The sequence below is a fragment of the Pseudogulbenkiania sp. AW2-16 genome, assembly GCF_056824575.1.
This window is the reverse complement of record NZ_CP157668.1, coordinates 2,282,095-2,302,899: the sequence shown is the minus strand read 5'-3', so window position 1 is coordinate 2,302,899 and position 20,805 is coordinate 2,282,095. Positions and strand designations below refer to the sequence as shown.

The 20,805-nt window shown below is 63.9% G+C and carries 17 protein-coding genes; 10 read left to right on the top strand and 7 right to left on the bottom strand.

The annotated features are described in order from the left end of the window. Positions 1-21 precede the first annotated feature (21 nt). The 5 genes from ABKF58_RS11265 to ABKF58_RS11245 form a co-directional block, all read right to left on the bottom strand. Entirely contained in the window at positions 22-1,293 is a 1,272-nt protein-coding gene (locus tag ABKF58_RS11265; protein WP_482580725.1) for a YeaH/YhbH family protein, read from the bottom strand. A gap of 87 nt (positions 1,294-1,380) precedes the next feature. After that, positions 1,381-3,309, bottom strand: coding sequence for a PrkA family serine protein kinase (locus ABKF58_RS11260; RefSeq protein ID WP_008954355.1), 1,929 nt, complete (start codon positions 3,307-3,309; stop codon positions 1,381-1,383). Between the two features lie 189 nt (positions 3,310-3,498). Beyond that, positions 3,499-3,816, bottom strand: a complete 318-nt coding sequence (locus ABKF58_RS11255; RefSeq protein WP_081455953.1) for a PilZ domain-containing protein — start codon at positions 3,814-3,816, stop codon at positions 3,499-3,501. Then, positions 3,803-4,285: an NUDIX domain-containing protein gene (locus ABKF58_RS11250; protein ID WP_482580724.1), complete on the bottom strand. Its 483-nt coding sequence runs from the start codon at positions 4,283-4,285 to the stop codon at positions 3,803-3,805. Before ABKF58_RS11250 ends, ABKF58_RS11255 begins: the two co-directional genes overlap by 14 nt. A gap of 60 nt (positions 4,286-4,345) precedes the next feature. Continuing rightward, positions 4,346-4,903, bottom strand: a complete 558-nt coding sequence (locus ABKF58_RS11245) for a DUF2062 domain-containing protein (protein ID WP_482580723.1) — start codon at positions 4,901-4,903, stop codon at positions 4,346-4,348. 175 nt (positions 4,904-5,078) lie between these two features. Between ABKF58_RS11245 and ABKF58_RS11240 the strand changes: the two genes are divergently transcribed. Further along, complete coding sequence (locus tag ABKF58_RS11240; RefSeq protein WP_482580722.1) at positions 5,079-6,863, top strand: acyl-CoA dehydrogenase C-terminal domain-containing protein; 1,785 nt, start codon at positions 5,079-5,081, stop codon at positions 6,861-6,863. Positions 6,864-7,316: 453 nt separating this feature from the next. On the opposite strand, the gene ABKF58_RS11235 is transcribed toward ABKF58_RS11240, so the two are convergent. Together ABKF58_RS11235 and ABKF58_RS11230 are read right to left on the bottom strand one after the other, a co-directional pair. Next, complete coding sequence (locus ABKF58_RS11235) at positions 7,317-7,985, bottom strand: YecA family protein (RefSeq protein WP_014087920.1); 669 nt, start codon at positions 7,983-7,985, stop codon at positions 7,317-7,319. 268 nt (positions 7,986-8,253) lie between these two features. Next, a complete protein-coding gene (locus tag ABKF58_RS11230; protein ID WP_482580721.1) occupies positions 8,254-9,942 on the bottom strand; it encodes an AMP-binding protein in 1,689 nt (562 codons plus the stop codon). A gap of 144 nt (positions 9,943-10,086) precedes the next feature. On the opposite strand from ABKF58_RS11230, the gene ABKF58_RS11225 reads away from it, so the two are divergent. From ABKF58_RS11225 to ABKF58_RS11185, 9 genes are all read left to right on the top strand, one after another. Further along, positions 10,087-10,494 (top strand): MerR family transcriptional regulator, encoded by a 408-nt coding sequence (locus tag ABKF58_RS11225; protein WP_008954348.1) that lies wholly within the window; start codon positions 10,087-10,089, stop codon positions 10,492-10,494. Between the two features lie 331 nt (positions 10,495-10,825). After that, on the top strand, positions 10,826-11,995 hold the full coding sequence (locus tag ABKF58_RS11220) for an isovaleryl-CoA dehydrogenase (RefSeq protein ID WP_482580720.1): 1,170 nt from the start codon (positions 10,826-10,828) through the stop codon (positions 11,993-11,995). Between the two features lie 3 nt (positions 11,996-11,998). Further along, positions 11,999-13,597, top strand: a complete 1,599-nt coding sequence (locus tag ABKF58_RS11215) for a carboxyl transferase domain-containing protein (protein WP_482580719.1) — start codon at positions 11,999-12,001, stop codon at positions 13,595-13,597. Positions 13,598-13,607: 10 nt separating this feature from the next. Beyond that, positions 13,608-14,399 carry an enoyl-CoA hydratase/isomerase family protein gene (locus ABKF58_RS11210; protein ID WP_482580718.1) on the top strand — a complete coding sequence of 264 codons (792 nt, stop codon included), beginning with the start codon at positions 13,608-13,610 and terminating at the stop codon, positions 14,397-14,399. Position 14,400: 1 nt separating this feature from the next. Further along, on the top strand, positions 14,401-16,485 hold the full coding sequence (locus tag ABKF58_RS11205) for an acetyl-CoA carboxylase biotin carboxylase subunit (protein WP_482580717.1): 2,085 nt from the start codon (positions 14,401-14,403) through the stop codon (positions 16,483-16,485). Between the two features lie 60 nt (positions 16,486-16,545). Continuing rightward, positions 16,546-17,049, top strand: a complete 504-nt coding sequence (locus ABKF58_RS11200; RefSeq protein WP_482580716.1) for a GyrI-like domain-containing protein — start codon at positions 16,546-16,548, stop codon at positions 17,047-17,049. Positions 17,050-17,106: 57 nt separating this feature from the next. Next, positions 17,107-18,000: a hydroxymethylglutaryl-CoA lyase gene (locus ABKF58_RS11195; protein ID WP_482580715.1), complete on the top strand. Its 894-nt coding sequence runs from the start codon at positions 17,107-17,109 to the stop codon at positions 17,998-18,000. A gap of 103 nt (positions 18,001-18,103) precedes the next feature. Further along, positions 18,104-20,065, top strand: a complete 1,962-nt coding sequence (locus ABKF58_RS11190) for an acetoacetate--CoA ligase (protein ID WP_482580714.1) — start codon at positions 18,104-18,106, stop codon at positions 20,063-20,065. Between the two features lie 300 nt (positions 20,066-20,365). Further along, positions 20,366-20,725, top strand: coding sequence for a hypothetical protein (locus ABKF58_RS11185; RefSeq protein ID WP_008954340.1), 360 nt, complete (start codon positions 20,366-20,368; stop codon positions 20,723-20,725). Positions 20,726-20,805 lie beyond the last annotated feature (80 nt).

Below are 20,805 nucleotides of genomic sequence, written 5' to 3'. Positions count from 1 at the left end.
CGCAAAGTCGGCTTGGCCTAGTCAGGCACGGGTAGCGGGCTGACGCTTGAAAATTTCCCGGAACACCGGGTAGATGTCCGCCGTAGAGTGGATGCGCTGCATGGCGAAGTGCTTGCAGCGTTCCTTGACCTTGAGGTACTCATACCAGAGGTTTTGCGGCTCGCTTTCGGTGATCTCGACATACGCGTAGTACTGACACAACGGCAGGAGCGACTCGCTCAGGATTTGGGCGCAATTCGCCGAATCGCTGTCCCAATTGTCGCCGTCCGACGCTTGCGCCACATAGATGTTCCACTCACTGCTGTTGTAGCGCTTGTAGACGATCTCCTTCATCAGGTTGAGTGCTGACGACACCACGGTGCCACCCGATTCGCGCGAATGGAAGAAATCGTGCTCGTTGACCTCGACGGCACTGGTGTGATGCCGGATGAACACCACCTCGATCTTCTCGTAATTCCGCTGCAAAAACAGATAGAGCAGGATGAAGAAACGCTTGGCCATGTCCTTCTTGGCTTCGTCCATGGAGCCGGATACGTCCATGATGCAGAACATCACCGCTTGGCTGGTCGGTTTCGGCTGCCTGACGCGGTTGTTGTAGCGCAAATCGAAAGGGTCGATGAAGGGAATGCTGGCGAGCCGCTCGCGCAGCATGTGGATACGCTTACGTTTCTCCCGGACCTCGATGTCATGCTCGTCATCGGATTCGAGCAGGGTATCCAGATCCTCCTCGACCTCATTGAGTTCAGACAGAGTGGGGGCGGACAGTGCCACACGACGCGCCAAGGCACCGCGCAGCGAACGGACGATACTGATGTTGGTTGGCGTGCCGTCGCTGGTATAGCCGGCACGCACGGACTTCATTTCCTCAATCCCCATGAGCTGGGTCTTGATCAGGTTGGGCAGTGCCAGATCCTCGAAGAAGACGTTCATGAATTCTTCGCGAGACAGTTCGAAGGCAAAGTCATCCTCCCCCTCGCCATCCTGGCTGGCCTTGCCGCCCCCTCCTCCGGCCCCGCCCTGCGGCCGGTTGAAGCGATCACCCTTGATGAATTCCTCGTTCCCCGGATGAACATTCTCGGTGACGCCCCCCTTGCCATGATGGAATACCGGCTCGGAGACATCCTTTACTGGAATGGAAACCTTCTCACCGCTGTCGATATCGGTGATGCTCCGCCCCTTGATGGCCTTGGAGACGGCTTCCTTGATTTGGGCCTTGAAACGGCGCAGGAACCGTTCGCGGTTTACCGCGGACTTGTTCTTGCCGTTCAGACGACGATCAATGATGTGAGCCATAGCCACCTCTGCAATCCCGGTTCGACAAGGCGAGTACCTTGCCGCTGACGCCTGGCCGGGACCGGAGCCCCGGCCAGAAAAGCGGGCTTACGACGACTTGCGCACTCGGAGGTACCATTCGCACAGCAGGCGCACCTGCTTGGCGGTATACCCCTTGTCGACCATGCGGTTGACGAAGTCCTCATGCTTCTTGGCGTCCTCGGCACTCGCCTTGGCGTTGAAGGAGATGACCGGCAGCAACTCCTCGGTGTTGGAGAACATCTTCTTCTCGATCACCATACGCAGCTTCTCGTAGCTCGTCCAGGTCGGGTTCTTGCCTCCATTGCTGGCTCGTGCTCGCAGCACGAAGTTGACGATTTCGTTGCGGAAATCCTTCGGGTTGGAAATGCCCGCCGGCTTCTCGATCTTTTCCAGCTCCGCGTTGAGCGAAGTCCGGTCGAAACTCTCGCCGGTATCAGGGTCACGGTATTCCTGGTCCTGAATCCAGTAGTCGGCGAAGGTCACGTAGCGGTCGAAGATGTTTTGCCCGTACTCGGAGTAGCTTTCCAGGTAGGCCGTCTGAATTTCCTTGCCGATGAACTCGACGTACTTGGGCGCCAGGAACTCCTTGATGAAGGTGAGGTACTTCTGTTCGACCTCAGGCGGGAACTGCTCGCGCTCCACCTGCTTTTCCAGCACGTACAACAGGTGCACCGGGTTGGCCGCCACTTCGGAATGATCGAAGTTGAATACCTTGGACAGGATCTTGTAGGCAAACCGGGTGGAAAGCCCACTCATGCCTTCGTCCACACCGGCATAGTCGCGGTACTCCTGCAACGATTTGGCCTTAGGATCGGTATCCTTCAGGTTTTCGCCGTCGTAGACCTGCATCTTGCTGAACAGGCTGGAGTTTTCCGGGTCTTTCAGCCGGGACAGCACGGCAAACTGCGCCATCATCTTGAGCGTTCCCGGTGCGCACGGGGCATTGGCCAGCGAAGAATTGCGGATCAGCTTGTCGTAGATCTTCATTTCCTCGGATACACGCAAGCAGTATGGCACCTTGACGATATAGATACGGTCGAGGAAGGCCTCGTTGTTCTTGTTGTTCTTGAACTGCTTCCATTCGGACTCGTTGGAGTGCGCCAGGATGATGCCCTCGAACGGGATCGCGCCAAAGCCCTCGGTACCCTTGAAGTTGCCTTCCTGAGTAGCGGTCAACAACGGGTGCAGCACCTTGATCGGCGCCTTGAACATTTCCACGAACTCCAGCAAGCCCTGGTTGGCCAGGCACAGGCCACCGGAATAGCTGTAGGCATCCGGATCGTCCTGAGCGTATTTTTCCAGCTTGCGGATATCCACCTTGCCGACCAGCGACGAGATGTCCTGGTTGTTCTCGTCACCCGGCTCGGTCTTGGCCACGGCAATCTGCTTCAATACCGAAGGGTAGCGTTTGACGACGCGGAACTGACTGATGTCGCCGTTGAACTCATGCAGACGCTTCACTGCCCACGGGCTGGGGATGGCACGCAGGTAGCGGCGGGGAATGCCATACTGTTCCTCGAGGATGGAGCCGTCTTCGTCGTAGTTGAACAGGCCGAGCGGGGACTCGTTGACCGGCGAGCCTTTCAGGCAATAGAAAGGCACCAGTTCCATCAACTCTTTGAGCTTTTCCGCGATGGACGATTTACCGCCCCCAACCGGGCCCAGCAGATAGAGAATCTGTTTCTTCTCTTCAAGCCCTTGGGCCGCATGGCGGAAATAGGCCACGACCTGCTCGATCACCTCTTCCGTGCCGTAGAAATCGCGGAAGGCCGGGTAGATCTTGACCATCTTGTTGCTGAAAATTCGCGATTGCCGCGGATTGTGGCGGGTGTCGATCAGTTCAGGCTCGCCGATGGCCATCAACATGCGTTCGGCGGCGGTGGCGTAGGCGGCGGGTTCGCGCTTGCAGATATCCAGGTATTCCTGGATGGTGTACTCCTCCTCGCGCGTCCGGTCGTAACGTGAAGCGTATTGGCTGAAGATATCCGGGTACATGGCTCTGCCTCCTGACGTTTCGGCAGGGGGCGGCGGCGAATGTACGCGCATCCGCCATGCCCCCTTGCACCATTAGAGTGACTGCTTGAGAACCGGTTCTAGTTCATTATGTTTTTTTGGGTATAGCACAGGAATCCAGAGGCGTCGCTGTAATCTATGTCAGCCGAATGTCAGAAAATCCGCCTCAGGTCAGGGCTTCAGCTCGATGATACGCACGCCGATTTCGTAAAGCCGCCCACGCTCGATTTCATTACAGCGGCGCACTTCCACCTCGGCCTCGAACGGTTTGCCGGCCAGGCCACCTACCGCTGGCGCGCGCACCACGACCAGCAGCCTTTCGCCGAATTGCGGCACGAACGAAGTGCGCAGTGCAAGCCCGTCGATCGACAGGTCGATGCATTCGCCATAATGGGTTTCGCCGGTATTGCGTGACTTGATGCGGGCGTTGCACCCCATGCGTACACGTCGTGCGCCACGTCGTTCGTGGTGCGGATCAAACGGCGGCACCCGGCAACCTCCCGTCGAGGTGGGCGGACAGCCAGTGCAGGCCGACGATCGACTTGCTGTCGCAAATTTCGCCGGTCAGGGCCATGCCCAAGGCGTCGGCCAGCGGCACGGTGACGACGTCGAGAAATTCGCCGTGATCCAGCTGCCGTTCGTGCAGGGTCAGGTCCTGAGCGAGGTAATAGCTGATCTGTTCGTTGGCGTAGCCGATGCAAGGATGCGCCGTGCCCAGGTAAATCCAACGCTCGGCCTGATAGCCCGTTTCCTCGCGCAATTCCCGGCGCGCCGTGCTGTCGCGCGCTTCGTCCGGATCGATCTTGCCGGCAGGAATTTCGAGGAAGACCCGGCCGGCGGGATAGCGGTACTGGCGCTCCATGACCAGTTCGCCATCAGGCGTCAGCGCCAGGATAGCGACCGCACCGGGATGCAGGATGTATTCGCGAAACGCGGTGCTGCCGTCAGGCAGTTGCACCGTGTCCCGCCGCACCTGGAGAAAGCCCCCTGGTAAACCGTTTCCGTGCTCAAGGTTTGTTCAACGAGTTCCACGCCATCCCTTCCGTTTCTTCCATGCCATCACGATATAACAGCGCCATCCTGCCCGAACGCACAGATATCCGGCAAGCCCGAACGTGAGACCCAGCATGGGCACGCCGACCGCCAGTGGCAAGCCCAAGCCCGCCATCCAGTCTGCCACCTGTTGCAGCCATTCCATGGGTGACGACATCGACCCCTCCGGTACCGCTGTCATCGTATCGTGGTTGACCCTCCCCAACAGCAGCTTGCCGTAGGTATACGCCAGGTAATAGAGCGGGAGGTACGTCAGCGGGTTGCTATAGAGCGTGGTGACAATGGCGACCGGCAGATTGACGCGGAACACGAGCGCCAGCAAGGCGGCGGTGATCATCTGGCTCGGCCCCGGCATCAGCCCGGAGAACAGGCCGATGGCAAAGGCCAGGGCCACCTTGCGCCGGTTCAGTGACCAGAACGCCGGATGGTCCAGATACGGCGCCAGCCATCTCAGGTAGCGGTTCTGGAACAGCACATGGCGATCTGGCAGCAGCTTGCGCAGATGTTGGCGTATTTGGCTCATGCGGACGGACTGTCGTTAATTAGCAACCATGCCTCAGTCCATGTTAGCGAAAAAGCTTGCCAAAGCTTCGCCTATAATTTAAACATACGTTTGATTTACTGATCGGTGCGACACCATCAGAAAAAGATTGCCCGAACCGCACGGCTACGGACCGAGCTACCCAGGAGACAACACCATGCCAGCCTACAAGGCCCCCCTGCGCGATTTCGATTTCGTCCTGAACGAACTGATCAAGGTCCAGGACGTCATCCCCTCCCTGCCCGGCTACCAAGAAGCCACGCAGGATATCTATACCTCTTACCTCGAAGCCGCCGCCCAGTTCTGCGAGAACGAGCTGGCTCCGCTCAACCGTCCGGGCGACGAGGAAGGCTGCCACTTCGACGCCGCCACCCATAGCGTGACCACGCCGGCCGGCTTCAAGGAAGCCTACGCCCAGTACTGCGAACTGGGTTTCCCGGCACTCGACTGCGATCCGGCCTACGGCGGCCAGGGCATGCCCAAGTCGCTGGCGTTCCCGGTGATGGAAATGCAGTGTTCGGCCAACGTGGCGTGGTCGATGTACCCCGGGCTCTCCCATGGCGCTTATTCCGCCATTCATGCCCACGGCAGCGAGGAACAGAAGGCTACCTATCTGCCCAAGCTGGTTTCGGGAGAATGGACCGGCACCATGTGCCTGACCGAGCCGCATTGCGGCACCGACCTGGGCCTGTTGAAGAGCAAGGCCGAGCCGAACGGCGACGGCAGCTACAGCATTACCGGCACCAAGATCTTCATCTCGGCCGGCGAGCACGATATGTCCGCCAACATCATCCACCTGGTGCTGGCACGCCTGCCGGACGCGCCTAAGGACGTGAAGGGCATCTCGCTGTTCATCGTGCCCAAGTTCCACGACGACGGCAGCCGCAACAGCGTGTACTGCGGCGCGCTGGAGCACAAGATGGGCATCAAGGGCAACGCGACCGCCGTGATCAATCTCGACGGCGCCAAGGGTTGGCTGATCGGCGAGCCGAACAAGGGGCTCTCCTGCATGTTCACCATGATGAACGCGGCGCGACTGGGCTGCGGCATGCAGGGGCTGGGGATCGGCGAGGCGTCGTTCCAGGGCGCGCTGGCGTACGCCAAGGAGCGCCTGCAGATGCGCGCGCTCAACGGCGTGCACAGCCCGGACAAGCCGGCCGACCCGATCATCGTGCACCCGGACGTGCGCCGCATGCTGCTGACGCAGAAGGCCTACACCGAGGCCGGCCGCGCCCTGACCACGCTGCTGGCGCTGCAGCTGGATATCGAGGAGAAGCATCCGGACACGGCGGCCCGCCAAGATGCGGCCGACCTGGTGGCGCTGCTGACCCCGGTGGCCAAGGCCTTCATGACCGACAACGGCTACACCGCCGCCAACATGGGGATGCAGGTGTTCGGGGGCCACGGTTTCATCCGCGAATGGGGCATGGAGCAGCTGGTGCGCGACTGCCGCATCTCGCAAATCTACGAGGGCACCAACGGCATCCAGGCGATCGACCTGCTGGGCCGCAAGGTGCTGCTCGACCAGGGCCAGAAGTTGCGCAAGTTCACCAAGCAGATTCACAAGTTCTGCCAAACCAACGAGGGCAACGACAAGCTGGCGGAGTTCGTCGGCCCGCTGTCCAAGCTGCTGAAGGAAGTCGGTGACATCACCATGGCCGTCGGCATGGCTGCGTTCAAGGACAAGGACGAGGCCGGTGCGGCCGCCACCGACTATCTGCGCCTGATCGGCCACCTGACCTACGCCTGGATGTGGGCGCGCATGGCCGAAGTGGCCTACGCCAAGCTGGGCCAGGGCGAGGACGATTTCTACCAGGCCAAGATCACCACCGCCCGCTTCTACTACGCCAAGCTGCTGCCGGAGGTGGAAGCGCTCAAGGCCACCATCAAGAACGGCGCCAAGCCGCTGATGAGCTTGGGCGAGGAGCAATTCGCCTGCTAACCGGTTTGTTCGACTCTGTGCAGGAGTGTGTTTTGGCGGCCCTTCGGGGCCGTTTTTTTCTTGGGAGGATGGATCACTCCCGACATGAAAACCGCCCCACGAGCGTGCAGCCGGCGGGGCGGTCGTTATGTGACGGATCGAATTCGCTCAGAACCTGTTCACGATCTTGCTGCGCATCCCTGATCGGGGCTCATGTGCTGCTCTGTGCGTGCGAATCTCCTGTGGAGATTCGCTCAGCCATGATCCTCATGTACTCCAGTACATTCCGGTTCCTGCGCTGCTCTTCACCCCGCTGAGGGCTGCTCGCGACAGATCGTGAACAGGTTCTCAGAGCTTGTGAAAGAAATCGTCGCGAGCGGCCCGAGGCTGGTTCGAGAAGCGCAGCCGTACAAGTGGTACGGCGAGCATCGCAGGACCGGGATCGGGGTGCCCAGCAGATTTATTTACAAGCACTCAGTTCTTGCCGTGGCAGGCCTTGTACTTCTTGCCGCTGCCGCACGGGCAGGGGTCGTTGCGGCCGACCTTGTCGCCCTCGCGGCGCATCGTGCTCGGGGCCTGTTGCTTGGCCTGCCAGTAGGCGTAGACGGCACGGACGGCGTCGGGCAGTTCGTCCTTGAAATTGTCGAGTTCGGCGTCGGTGAAGGTGATCAGCTCCTTGCCCTCTTCCTCGTCCTCGAACATGCCGCCCAGCGCCATGATCGGCAGCAGCAGGTCTTCGAAACCCTCGTCATCGGCGGCCTCGAACCAGTCGGTATCGACGTTGTCGAGCGCGTACAGGTAGGCGTTGCACCACGGCCAGAAGTCGGCCTCTTCGGCATCCTCGGCTTCGTACAGGATCAGATCAGGCACCTCGCCGGCAGCCAGCGCGGTTACGGTGGCATCGTACAGCTTCTGCAACAACGCGCCGAGTTCGGCTTCGGTCGTGGCATCCTCGAACTCGGGCGCGTCACCGAGCACCTCGTCGAGCCAGCTGCCGGCCTCGACCGTGTCCGGGCCGCTGGCCAGTGCCGTGAAATAGCCCTGCACCTCGTCCGGACGCATGGTGCTGCCGCTTTGCGACAGCGGGGTCAGCAGTTCTTCCAGACGGGCCAGGTCGGCGTCGGTGAATACGATGTCGCTCATGATGATTCCTCGGGTTGTTTGCCGGGCATTGTAGCGAAAAGCCCCGCAAGGCGGGGCACTTCACGGTAAGCGCAGGTCAAGGCATGACAAACGGCGGACGAGGCGTGACGGCTGTGGTTGCGGGTGCCGGCATGGCCATGTACGCCATGCCAGCACCACCAAGCCGCATGCCTTGCTGTGCGCAACGGTTCTTACTGCTCGGCACCGTGTGCACTGCCGTCCACTCGACCCGAGACCTCCGTCGCCACGCCATGCCAGGCGGGCCGCCTCAGGCGGTCTTGTGCTCGCTCAGCCCCAGCTTCTCCTTCATCTGTTGCCGCATCATGAACTTCTGGATCTTGCCGGTGATGGTCATCGGGAAGCTGTCGACGAATTCGATATAGCGCGGAATCTTGTAGTGCGCGATCTGCCCCTGGCAGAAGGCGCGGATTTCGTCGGCACTGGCGGTTTCGCCGTCGCGCAGGCGGATCCAGGCGCACAACTCCTCGCCGAAGCGGTCATCCGGCACGCCGATCACCTGCACGTCCTGGATCTTGGGGTGGCGGTAGAGAAATTCCTCGATCTCGCGTGGGTAGACGTTCTCGCCACCGCGGATCACCATGTCCTTGGCGCGGCCGACGATGTTGCAGTAGCCCGCCTCGTCGATCACCGCCAGGTCGCCGGTGTGCATCCAGCCGGCCGGGTCGATGGCTTCACGCGTCTTGGGCTCGTCGTCCCAGTAGCCCAGCATCACCGAGTAGCCGCGCGTCAGCAGTTCGCCGGTTTCGCCGCGCGGCACGATGCGGCCCTCGCCATCGACGATCTTCACTTCCAGATGCGGGTGGATCAGACCGACGGTGGAGACCTTGCGCTCGACCGGGGTGCCGGTGGCGCTCTGGAAGCTGACCGGGCTGGTCTCGGTCATGCCGTAGGCGATGGTGACCTCCCCCATATGCATGGTGTCGACCACGCGCTTCATCACTTCGATCGGGCACGGGCTGCCGGCCATGATGCCGGTGCGCAGGGTGGAGAGGTCGAACTCGCCGAAACGCGGGTGATCGAGCACGGAGATGAACATGGTCGGCACGCCGTGCAGGCCGGTGCACTTTTCCTCCGCCACGGTCTGCAGCACCGCCAGCGGCTCGAACGCCTCGGACGGGAAGATCATGGAGGCGCCGTGCGTCAGGCAAGCCAGGTTGCCCAGCACCATGCCGAAACAGTGGTAGAGCGGCACCGGGATGCAGAGGCGGTCGCCCGGCACCAGCTTCATCGCCTCGCCGACGAAGAAGCCGTTGTTGAGAATGTTGTGGTGGCTCAGCGTGGCGCCCTTGGGGCTGCCGGTGGTGCCGGAGGTGAACTGGATGTTGATGGGGTCGTCGAACTGCAGCGTCGTACCGGTGTCGGCCAGATTGGCGCGCTCGGCTTCGGTCGGTTCGGCCAGCAGCTGGTTGAAGTTCAGCATGCCGGGGCTGGCCTCGTCGCCCATGCGGATCACCATCTCCAGCGTCTGCAGCCCGGCGGCGCGCAGTGCGCCGGGGGCGCAGTGGGCCAGTTCCGGCGCCAGGTCGTTGATCATTTCCAGGTAGTCGCTGCTCTTGAAGCTGGGCGACAACACCAGGGCGCGGCAGCCGACCTTGTTGAGGGCGTATTCCAGCTCGGAACGGCGATAGGCCGGGTTGATGTTGACCAGCACCAGCCCGGCCTTGGCGCTGGCGAACTGCATCAGCACCCATTCGACGTTGTTCTGCGACCAGATGCCGATGCGCTCGCCCGGCTTCAGCCCGAGCCGCTGCAGACCGCATGCCAGCCGTTCCACCTGCTCGTGGAGTTCGGCGTAACTCCAGCGCACGGACTGCTGGCGCACCACCAGCGCCTCACGCGCGGCGTGGCGGGCGCAGGTCGCGTCGAAGTACTGGCCGATGGTCTGCCCGATCAACGGGGTCTCGCTGGCGCCATGGACATAACTGGCTTGGGTCATGCTCTCTCCTCCTGTGTCGCGGAACGCGGTAATTGATGTGCTTTTCTTCTGAACGATAAGTTACTATTACGTAAACGTAATCACAAGACCGACCTGCAAGCGTGGAGAAAACGCTACAATCGCGACATAAGGACAGGAATCACCATGACCCAGCAAGAGCTATTCTCCATCTCCGACCTGGCCCGCGACTTCGGCGTCACCCTGCGCACCATCCGCTTCTACGAAGAGCAGGGTCTGATCGAGCCGGAACGCGCCGGCCGCCAGCGCGTATTCACCCGCCGCGATCGCGCCCGTCTCAAGCTGATCCTGCGTGGCAAACGCATCGGGCTGTCGCTGCAGGAAATCCGCGAAATCCTCGACTTGTATGAACTGGCGAAGGATGAGGCGAGCCAGTCGCTCAAGCTGTTGCGGCTGTTGAGCGAGCGCCGCCAGCAGCTGGAAGAACAACGCGACGACATCGATGCGGTGTTGGCCGAGATCGACACGCTGGAAGCGCACTGCCGCACCGTGATCGACGAGATGACCGCCAAGTCCGACTCCGCCAACGGCTGAACCCAGCCCCGCCGAGCGGGGTTAGGCTGCTCACAAAGTACTCTGGTACGTGTTTACAGGACCCGGCAGAGCTGGGCCTCTCCATCTAAGCATTTGATTCCTCAGCCTCTCTATCTATCCCCAATCCTTCGCTGAGCGAATCTTAAAGATTCGCACGCAGTCCGCCCTTGGCCTGCAAGGGGGCCTCACTGCGCTCGACCGGGTTTGTCAGCAATCTGAGCCCCACCAAGCTGGTTTTTTTGCATTTTCATATTGACGCTTACGTAAACGTAAACCAAAATAAATCGACGATATGGCCCTTGCGCCGAGAATGACAGAGGAGAAAACGATCATGTTCACCAGCCTGCGTTTTGCCCATGGCGAGACTTATGAAATGTTGCGTGACTCGGTAAAGGCCTTCGCCGACGCCGAGATCGCCCCGCGCGCCGCCGACATCGACCGCGACAACCTGTTTCCGGCCGACCTGTGGCAGAAGTTCGGCGATCTGGGCCTGCTTGGTATCACCGTAGAAGAGGAATACGGCGGCAGCAACATGGGGTACCTCGCACACATGATCGCGATGGAGGAAATTTCGCGCGCCAGCGCCTCGGTCGCCCTCTCCTACGGCGCCCACTCCAACCTGTGCGTCAACCAGATCCGCAAGAACGGCAACGAAGATCAGAAGCGCCACTACCTGCCCAAGCTGATCTCCGGCGAGCACGTCGGTGCCCTGGCGATGTCCGAAGCCAACGCCGGCTCCGACGTGGTGAGCATGAAGCTGCGCGCCGACAAGAAGGGCGACCGTTACGTACTCAACGGCAGCAAGATGTGGATCACCAACGGTGGCGACGCCGACACCCTGGTGGTGTATGCCAAGACCGACGTCAACGCCGGACCGAAAGGCATCACCGCCTTCATCGTCGAAAAGGGCTTTGCCGGCTTTAGCCACGGTAGCAAGCTCGACAAGCTCGGCATGCGCGGCTCCAACACCTACCCGATCTTCTTCGACGACTGCGAAGTCCCGGCGGAGAACATCCTGGGCAAGGAAGGCGAAGGCGTGAAGGTGCTGATGAGCGGGCTGGATTTCGAGCGCTCCGTGCTGGCCGCCGGTCCGCTGGGCATCATGCAGGCATGCATGGACGTGGTGGTGCCCTACCTGAACGACCGTCAGCAGTTCGGCCAGGCGATCGGCGACTTCCAGCTGATGCAGGGCAAGCTTGCCGACATGTACGTCAAGTTGTCGGCCAGCCGCGCCTACGTCTACGCCGTGGGCCAGGCGCTGGACCGTGGCGAATCCGGACGCCAGACGCGCAAGGACGCCGCCGGGGCGATCCTGTACGCCGCCGAGAACGCCACGCAGATGGCGCTCGATGCCATCCAATGCCTGGGCGGCAACGGCTACATCAACGAATACCCCACCGGCCGCCTGTTGCGCGACGCCAAGCTGTACGAAATCGGCGCCGGCACCAGCGAAATCCGCCGCTGGCTGATCGGCCGCGAACTGATGGCCGAAACGAGGTAAGCCATGCCGACACTCGAATCCAAACTGTCGCCGCGCGCAGCGGAGTTCCAGACCAACGCCGACAAGATGCGCGCGCTGGTGGCCGACCTCAAGGAAAAGGTTGGCCGAAACGCCCTGGGCGGCGGCGATGCCGCCCGCGCCAAGCACGTGGCGCGCGGCAAGCTGCTGCCGCGCGAGCGCATCGACCTGCTACTCGACCCAGACGCGCCCTTCCTCGAGCTGTCGCAGCTCGCCGCCCTCGGCATGTACCACGACGGTGCCCCCGGCGCCGGCGTGGTAGCCGGCATCGGCCGGGTGGCCGGGGTGGAATGCATGATTGTGGCCAACGACGCCACGGTGAAGGGCGGCACCTACTACCCGATGACGGTGAAGAAACACCTGCGTGCCCAGGAGATCGCCCGTGAGAACCGCCTGCCCTGCCTCTACTTGGTGGACTCCGGCGGCGCCTTCCTGCCCTTGCAGGACGAGGTGTTTCCCGACCGCGAGCACTTCGGCCGCATCTTCTATAACCAGGCCCAGCTCTCCGCCGCCGGCATCCCGCAGATCGCCGTGGTGATGGGCTCGTGCACCGCCGGCGGCGCCTACGTGCCGGCGATGAGCGACGAGACCATCATCGTCAAGGAACAAGGCACCATCTTCCTCGGCGGCCCGCCGCTGGTGAAGGCGGCCACCGGCGAGGTGGTCGACGCCGAGGAACTGGGCGGCGGCGACGTGCACACCCGCATCTCCGGGGTGGCCGACCATCTGGCGCAGAACGACGCGCACGCGCTCTCCATCGCGCGCCGCATCGTATCCGACCTCAACTGGAAGAAACAGGGCGAACTCGACCGCGCCGAGCCGAAAGCGCCGCGTTACGCCGCCGACGAAATCTACGGCGTGATTCCGGCCGACGCGAAAAAACCGTTCGACGTGCGCGAGATCATCGCCCGGCTGGTGGACGACTCCGACTTCGACGAATTCAAGCAGAACTACGGCACCACGCTGGTAACGGGCTTCGCCCGCCTCAACGGCTACCGCGTCGGCATCATCGCCAACAACGGCATCCTGTTCAGCGAATCCGCGCTCAAGGGCGCGCACTTCGTCGAGCTGTGCTGCCAGCGCGGCATTCCGCTGATCTTCCTGCAGAACATCACCGGCTTCATGGTGGGCAAGAAGTACGAGAACGGCGGCATCGCCAAGGACGGCGCCAAGCTGGTGACGGCGGTGGCCTGCGCCAGCGTGCCCAAGTTCACCGTGCTGATCGGCGGCAGCTTCGGCGCCGGCAACTACGGCATGTGCGGCCGCGCCTACTCGCCCCGCTTCCTGTGGATGTGGCCGAACAGCCGCATCTCGGTGATGGGCGGCGAACAGGCGGCCGGCGTGCTGGCCCAGGTCAAACGCGACCAGTTGGGCGACGCCTGGTCGGCCGAGGAAGAAGAAGCCTTCAAGGCGCCGATCCGCTCGCAGTACGAGCACCAGGGCCACCCCTACTACGCCAGCGCGCGGCTGTGGGACGACGGCGTAATCGACCCGGCGCAGACACGCGAGGTGCTGAGCCTGGCGCTGGAAGCCACCCTGTCGGCACCGATCGAGAAGACGCGCTTCGGCGTATTCCGTATGTAAGGAGGCGGCGATGAGCTATACCACCCTGGAAATCGAACGCACCGGGCACCTCGCCACGGTGTGGATGAACCGGCCCGAGTTGCACAACGCCATGAACGAGGTGCTGATCGCCGAGCTGACGCGGGCCTTCGTCGAATTGAACGAGGACGCCGGCGTGCGCGTGATCGTGCTGGCCGGGCGCGGCAAGAGCTTCTCCGCCGGGGCCGACCTCGACTGGATGCGCCGCGCCGCGGGCTACAGCGAGGCGCAGAACCTGGACGATGCCAACCGGCTGGCGGCCATGCTGAAGGGCATCTACCGCAGCAAGAAACCCGTCATCGCGCGCATCCACGGCGCGGCAATGGCTGGCGGCACCGGACTGACCGCTGTGTGCGACGTGGCGATCGCCACCGACGCCGCCGAGTTCGCGCTGACCGAAGTGCGGCTGGGGCTGATCCCGGCCACCATCGGCCCCTACGTCGCCGACGCCATCGGCTGGCGCCAGGCGCGGCGCTACTTCCTCAGCGCCGAGCGCATCGACGCCGCCACCGCGCTGAAGATCGGCCTGGTGCACGAAGTCGTCGCCGCCGACGAACTGGATGCCTGCGTGGCCGAAGTGGCCGCCGAGTTCGCCAAGGGCGGACCGCAGGCCCTGGCCGCCGCCAAGGACCTGTTGGGGCTGCTGCGCGACGGCTCGCCACTCGACGACGTGCTGCTGGACGACACCGCTCAGCGCATCGCCGCCATCCGCGTCGGCGCCGAGGCGCGTGAAGGACTGGCGTCGTTCTTCGACAAGCGCCCGCCGGCGTGGGCGAAGGACTGAGATGCACGCCTACCCGACGCCCAGCGCCTTTGCCGCACCGCCTTCGGCCAACCTTGCCGACCGCCGCCCGGCCATTCCTCCGGAAACGGCGAAAACAGAAACAGGGAAGCGCCCCACCATGTTCAACAAGATACTGATTGCCAACCGCGGTGAGATCGCTTGCAGGGTGATCAAGACCGCACGCGCCATGGGCATCCGCACCGTGGCGGTGTATTCCGACGCCGACGCAAACGCCCGCTTCGTCAAGCTGGCCGACGAGGCCTACCGGCTGGGTCCGGCGCCGGCCGCCGAGTCCTACCTCAAGGCCGAGCTGATCCTCGACATCGCCAAGCAGAGCGGCGCCCAGGGCGTCCACCCCGGCTACGGCTTCCTGTCCGAGAACGAGGGCTTCGCCGCCGCCTGCGAGGCCGCCGGCATCGCCTTCATCGGCCCGCCGGCCTCCGCCATCGCCGCGATGGGCAGCAAGTCCGCCGCCAAGGCGCTGATGGAAAAGGCCCAGGTGCCGCTGGTGCCGGGCTATCACGGCGACAACCAGGAACCGGATTTCCTCAAGAGCCAGGCCGACGCCATCGGCTACCCGGTGCTGATCAAGGCCAGCGCCGGCGGTGGCGGCAAGGGCATGCGCATCGTCGAGAAATCCGACGACTTCCTCGCCGCCCTCGCCTCCTGCCAACGCGAAGCGCGCGCCAGCTTCGGCGACGACAAGGTGCTGGTGGAGAAATACCTGACCCGCCCGCGCCACGTCGAGATCCAGGTGTTCGCCGACAGCCTGGGCGACTGCGTCTACCTGTTCGAGCGCGACTGCTCGGTGCAGCGCCGCCACCAGAAAGTGCTGGAAGAAGCCCCTGCCCCGCACCTGCCTGCGGAAACCCGCCAGGCCATGGGCGAGGCCGCCGTCGCCGCCGCGCGCGCCGTGGGCTACGTCGGCGCCGGCACGGTCGAGTTCATCATGGACGTGGACTCAGGCCGGTTCTACTTCATGGAAATGAACACCCGCCTGCAGGTGGAGCACCCGGTCACCGAGATGATCACCGGCCAGGACCTGGTGGCGTGGCAGCTGAAGGTGGCCTCGGGTCAGCCCTTGCCGCTGAGCCAGGACAAGCTGGCGATCCGCGGCCACAGCATCGAGGCGCGCATCTACGCCGAAGATCCGGACAAGGGCTTCCTGCCCGCCACCGGCACCCTGCTACACCTGGTGCCACCGGCGGAGAACGCCCAGGTGCGCGTCGATACCGGCGTACTGCAGGGCGATACCATCAGCCCGTTCTACGACCCGATGATCGCCAAGCTGATCGTCTGGGGCGAAACGCGCGAGGCCGCGCTGCAACAGCTCGACGCCGCGCTGGCGGCGTACCAGGTCGCGGGCGTCACCACCAATATCCGTTTCCTGCGCCGCATCGTCGCCAACCCGGCGTTTGCCAGCGGCGACGTCGATACCGGCCTGATCGCCCGCTACCACGACAGCCTGCTGCCGCCCCCGACGGCGCCGAGCCGCGAACAACTGGCGCTCTTGGCGCTGGGCGAGGTGCTCGCCACGCAGGCCGACGCCCGCCACGCCTTCGGCGTGCTCGCCGGTTGGCGCCTGAATGGCACGCTGAAGCGCCGCGTGGCCTTCCAGCACGGCGAGACCCGCCATGAGGTCATGGTGAGCTATCTGGGCGACGGCTTCGCGCTGGAGATTGGCGGCGACACAATCCAGGCCAGCGCCCGCCTCGAGCAGAACCGCCTCGCGGCGACGCTGGGCGACAAGCAGCTCGACGCCACCCTGGTGCGCCACGGTCTGCAGCGCGTGCTGTTTGCCGCCGGCGAACGCCTGGCCCTCGACTACGTCGACCCCTACGCCTATCAGGAAGCCGGCATGCACGGCGAAACCCACCTCAAGGCACCGATGCCGGGCCGCGTGGTGGCGCTGTTGGCCGAAGCGGGGAAAACGATCGCCAAGGGCGAACCGCTACTGATCCTGGAAGCGATGAAGATGGAGCACACCATCACCGCGCCGGCGGACGGCAAGGTGCTGGCGTTCTACTTCGCCGCCGGCGAACAGGTCAAGGACGGCGACGAGCTGGTGGATTTCGAGGCGGAGTGAGGGCATGATCATCCATGCCAAAAGCATGAAAGATCGACCCAACCCTCACGGAGAATGGACATGACACCCCAGATCGTCGACCACCCCGGCATCACCCTGGCCGGCTTCGCCATCCGCACCAGCCTGCAGGAGCAGGCCAATCTGCGCGACATCCCGGCGTTCTGGCAGCGCTACGCCCAGAGCTTGCGCACGCCGTTGCTGGCGTCGCTCAACCTGCCGCACGCCGTCGAATACGGCGTCGTGCGCGGCTTCGATCCGGCCAGCAGCACCTTCGACTACCTGATCGGCATCGAATGCCAGGGCGCGCCGCAACTGCCCGAGGGCGCGTGCCGCCATGCCATCGCCCCGGCGCGCTACGCCATGTTCACCACGCCGCCCGCCGACAACGACGAGGCCTTCTCGCGCGCCATCGTCGCCACCTGGCAGGCCGCCTACCAGGACTGGCTGCCCACGGCACCCTGGCAGCATGCCGGCAGCGAATCGTTCGAACGCTACGACGGCCGCAGCGGCCCCGGCCAGACGGGGCGCCAGATGGAGATTTACCTTCCGGTCGTCCCGCGCTGACGCCCTTTGCTTGACCCGGTGCCCGCAACGGCGGGCGCCCTACTGGATATCGTCGTCATGAAACACGTCAAGATCGTCGAGGTCGGCCCGCGCGACGGGCTGCAGAACGAAAAACAGCCGGTCCCGCTGGCGACCAAGCTGGAACTGATCAAACGGCTGCGCGACGCCGGCCTGACCACCATCGAAGCCGGCGCCTTCGTGTCGCCCAAGTGGGTGCCGCAGATGGCCGATTCGGCCGAGGTGCTCAAGGCGCTCGACCTGTCCGGGCCGGTCAACTACCCGGTGCTGGTGCCCAACGAGCAGGGACTCGACGCCGCGCTGGCCTGCGGCGTCAGGGAAATCGCCGTGTTCGGCGCCGCCAGCGAGAGCTTCAGCCGCAAGAACATCAACGCCAGCATTGCCGAGAGCCTGCAGCGCTTCGAAAGCGTGATGGCACGCGCCGCTTCGGCTAACCTTCGCGTGCGCGGCTACGTCTCGTGCGTGGTGGGCTGCCCCTACGAGGGCAGGATCGCGCCGCAGCAAGTCGCCATGGTGGCCAAGGCGCTGTACGACATGGGCTGCTACGAGATTTCGCTGGGCGACACCATCGGCGTGGGCACCCCCAACACGGTGCTGGAGATGCTGGATTCCGTCAGCAAGCTTGTGCCAACAGAACGGCTTGCCGGGCATTTTCACGACACCTACGGCATGGCCATCGCCAATATTCATGCCGCACTAGGCGTCGGAATCGGCACATTCGACTCCTCGGTTGCAGGTTTGGGCGGCTGCCCGTATGCTCGGGGAGCCTCGGGCAACGTGGCCACCGAGGACGTGGTCTACCTGCTGCACGGCCTCGGCTACGAGACCGGCATCGATCTGCCGCAGCTGGTGGCGACGGCCCGTTTCATTTCCGGCGCATTGGGCAGGGAAGTCGGTTCACGCGTGGGCAAGGCCTTGGCCTTGCCCGAATGACAGCAAGCGTCTGCGTTGTCGCCCGCCCCCGCTGACACTGCTGCTTAAAGATAACAATCCACGGCCGCCGGCACCCCCGGCGCGTCGGGCTAGAGGAGAAACCATGCAGGAAGACTGGAGCCCGATCTGGCAACCCTCGCCGAGCCGTCTGGCCGGCAGCCACCTCACCGCCTTCACCCGCCTCGCCGAAACCGCCTTCGGCCAACCTTTGGACGACTACCACGCGCTGTGGCAGGCCAGCATCGACGACCCGGCTCGCTTCTGGTCGCTGCTGTGGGACTACGCCGGCGTGATCGGCAGCAAGGGAGAGACGACCCTCATTCACGGCGACGACATGCTCGCCGCGCGCTTCTTTCCCGACGCCCGGCTCAACTACGCCGAGAACCTGTTGCGCCGCCGCGACGACGCGCTGGCCCTGGTGTTCTGGGGCGAGGACAAGGTCAAGCGCGAGCTGACCTGGTGGGAACTGCACGACCTGGTGTCGCGCCTGCAGCAGGCCATGTCGGCGATGGGCGTGCGCGCCGGCGACCGCGTCGCCGGCTTCGTGCCGAACATGCCGGAAACCGTCGCGGCGATGCTGGCCGCCACCAGCCTCGGCGCGATCTGGACATCGTGTTCGCCCGACTTCGGCACCGACGGCGCGATCGACCGCTTCGGCCAGACCGAACCCAAGCTGCTGTTCTGCCCGGACGGCTACTGGTACGGCGGCAAGGCCATCGACATCCGCGGCAAGATGCAGGTCATCGCCGACGGCCTGCCCAGCGTGGAAAAGGTCGTGGTGCTGCCCTACCTCGGCCAGACCGCAGCCTTCGCCGCTGCCGTCCCGAAGGCCGTCACGCTGGACGACTTCATCCAACCCTACATCGCCAACGAGGTGAGCTTCGAACGCGTCCCGTTCAACCACCCGCTGTTCATCCTCTATTCCAGCGGCACCACCGGCAAGCCCAAATGCATCGTGCACGGCCACGGCGGCACGCTGCTGCAGCACCTCAAGGAACACCAGCTGCACGGCGACCTGCACCCGGGCGACGTGCTGCTCTACTTCACCACCTGCGGCTGGATGATGTGGAACTGGCTGGTCTCCGGGCTCGCCAGCGGCGCCACGCTGCTGCTCTACGACGGCTCGCCGTTCGCCGCCAACCAGCGCGTCCTGTGGGATTACGTCAGCGCCTACCGCTGCAGCCATTTCGGCACCTCGGCCAAGTACCTCGACGCGCTGAAGAAGTTCGGCGTGGAGCCCGGCGCCGAGTACGACCTCTCCCAGCTGCGCGCCATCTTCTCCACCGGCTCGCCGCTGGTGGCGGAAAGCTACGACTGGGTGTACCTGCACATCAAGCAGGACCTCAACCTGGCGTCGATCTCCGGCGGCACCGACATCGTGTCGTGCTTCGCGCTCGGTTCGGCCAACCTGCCGGTGTACCGTGGCGAACTGCAGTGCCGCGGCCTCGGCATGGCGGTGGACATCTGGAACGACCGCGGCCAGCCGGTGCGCGGCGAGAAAGGCGAGCTGGTCTGCACCCGCCCCTTCCCGTCGATGCCGATCGGCTTCTGGCACGACCCGGATCGGGAGAAATACCGCAAGGCCTACTTCGCGCGCTTCCCCAACACCTGGTGTCACGGCGACTACGCCGAGTTGACCGCGCACGACGGCCTGATCATCTACGGCCGCTCCGACACCGTGCTCAACCCCGGCGGGGTGCGCATCGGCACCGCCGAGATCTACCGTCAGGTGGAAGCATTCGAGGACATCCTGGAGAGCCTGGCGGTGGGCCAGCGCTGGCAGGACGATGAGCGCGTGATCCTGTTCGTGCGCCTGCGCGAGGGGCTGACGCTCGACGCCGACCTCGTCGACCGGCTGCGCGACAAGATCAAGCACGGCGCCAGCCCGCGCCACGTGCCCGCCAAGATCATCCAGGTCGCCGACATTCCGCGCACCATCAGCGGCAAGATCGTCGAGCTGGCGGTCAAGAACGTGATCCACGGCGAGCCGGTCAGCAACGTCACGGCACTGGCCAACCCGCAGGCGCTCAAGCTGTTCGAGCACCTGCCGGAACTGCAGAGCTGATCTTCCTCGCACCGGGCCGCGAGCCGGCCCGTCAACCGTGACAGGCCGCAACAGCCTGGTGGCGGTGGATGTTCCTGAATGGCTGCCCTCACCTCGAGAGGCAGCCATTTTCGTTTCATCACGGTGCCGGTGCCTGCCAGCGTCAGGACGGGCCGCCCCCATTTCTGGCCCCGATGGCCCGCTCAGGGTGTCGATCGCGGGTGCAACTGTCGCGCCCACTGGCTACAGTTACAGGGTAGCGGCAGCCATGCCCGCAAACGGGCAGCGTTGTTGCCCCAACAGAATGCGAAGGACGGAAACATGGCAACGAAGCTGGCCCTCATCCCCCTGCTGACCCTCGCCCTGCTGCAGGGCTGCGTGGTCGCCCCTTACGGCTACCCGGTCCAAGCCACGACGGCAGAGGTCGACGCCTACCCGGTGTACATCGATGGCGCGCCGGTCCAGTTCGTCGCCGGCTATCCCTACCCCATCATCTTCGATGCCAGCTTCGGCTGGGGCTACTGGGATCATGACCGACGCTGGGTGCGCGTGCCGCCCCGATGGCACAACGACCTGGAACGGCGCTACCCGCACGGACGGGGCGCCCCGCTGTTCCGGCCGAATCCGCAGCAAGACTACCGCCGCTTCGACCCCCATTTCCGCGGCCCTCCCGGACGATGAAACGACAATGGCCGCAGATCGCTCTGCGGCCATTCGGAAATCGGCATCGACGCATCGTGTCTCTTGCCGTGGCGCCTCTC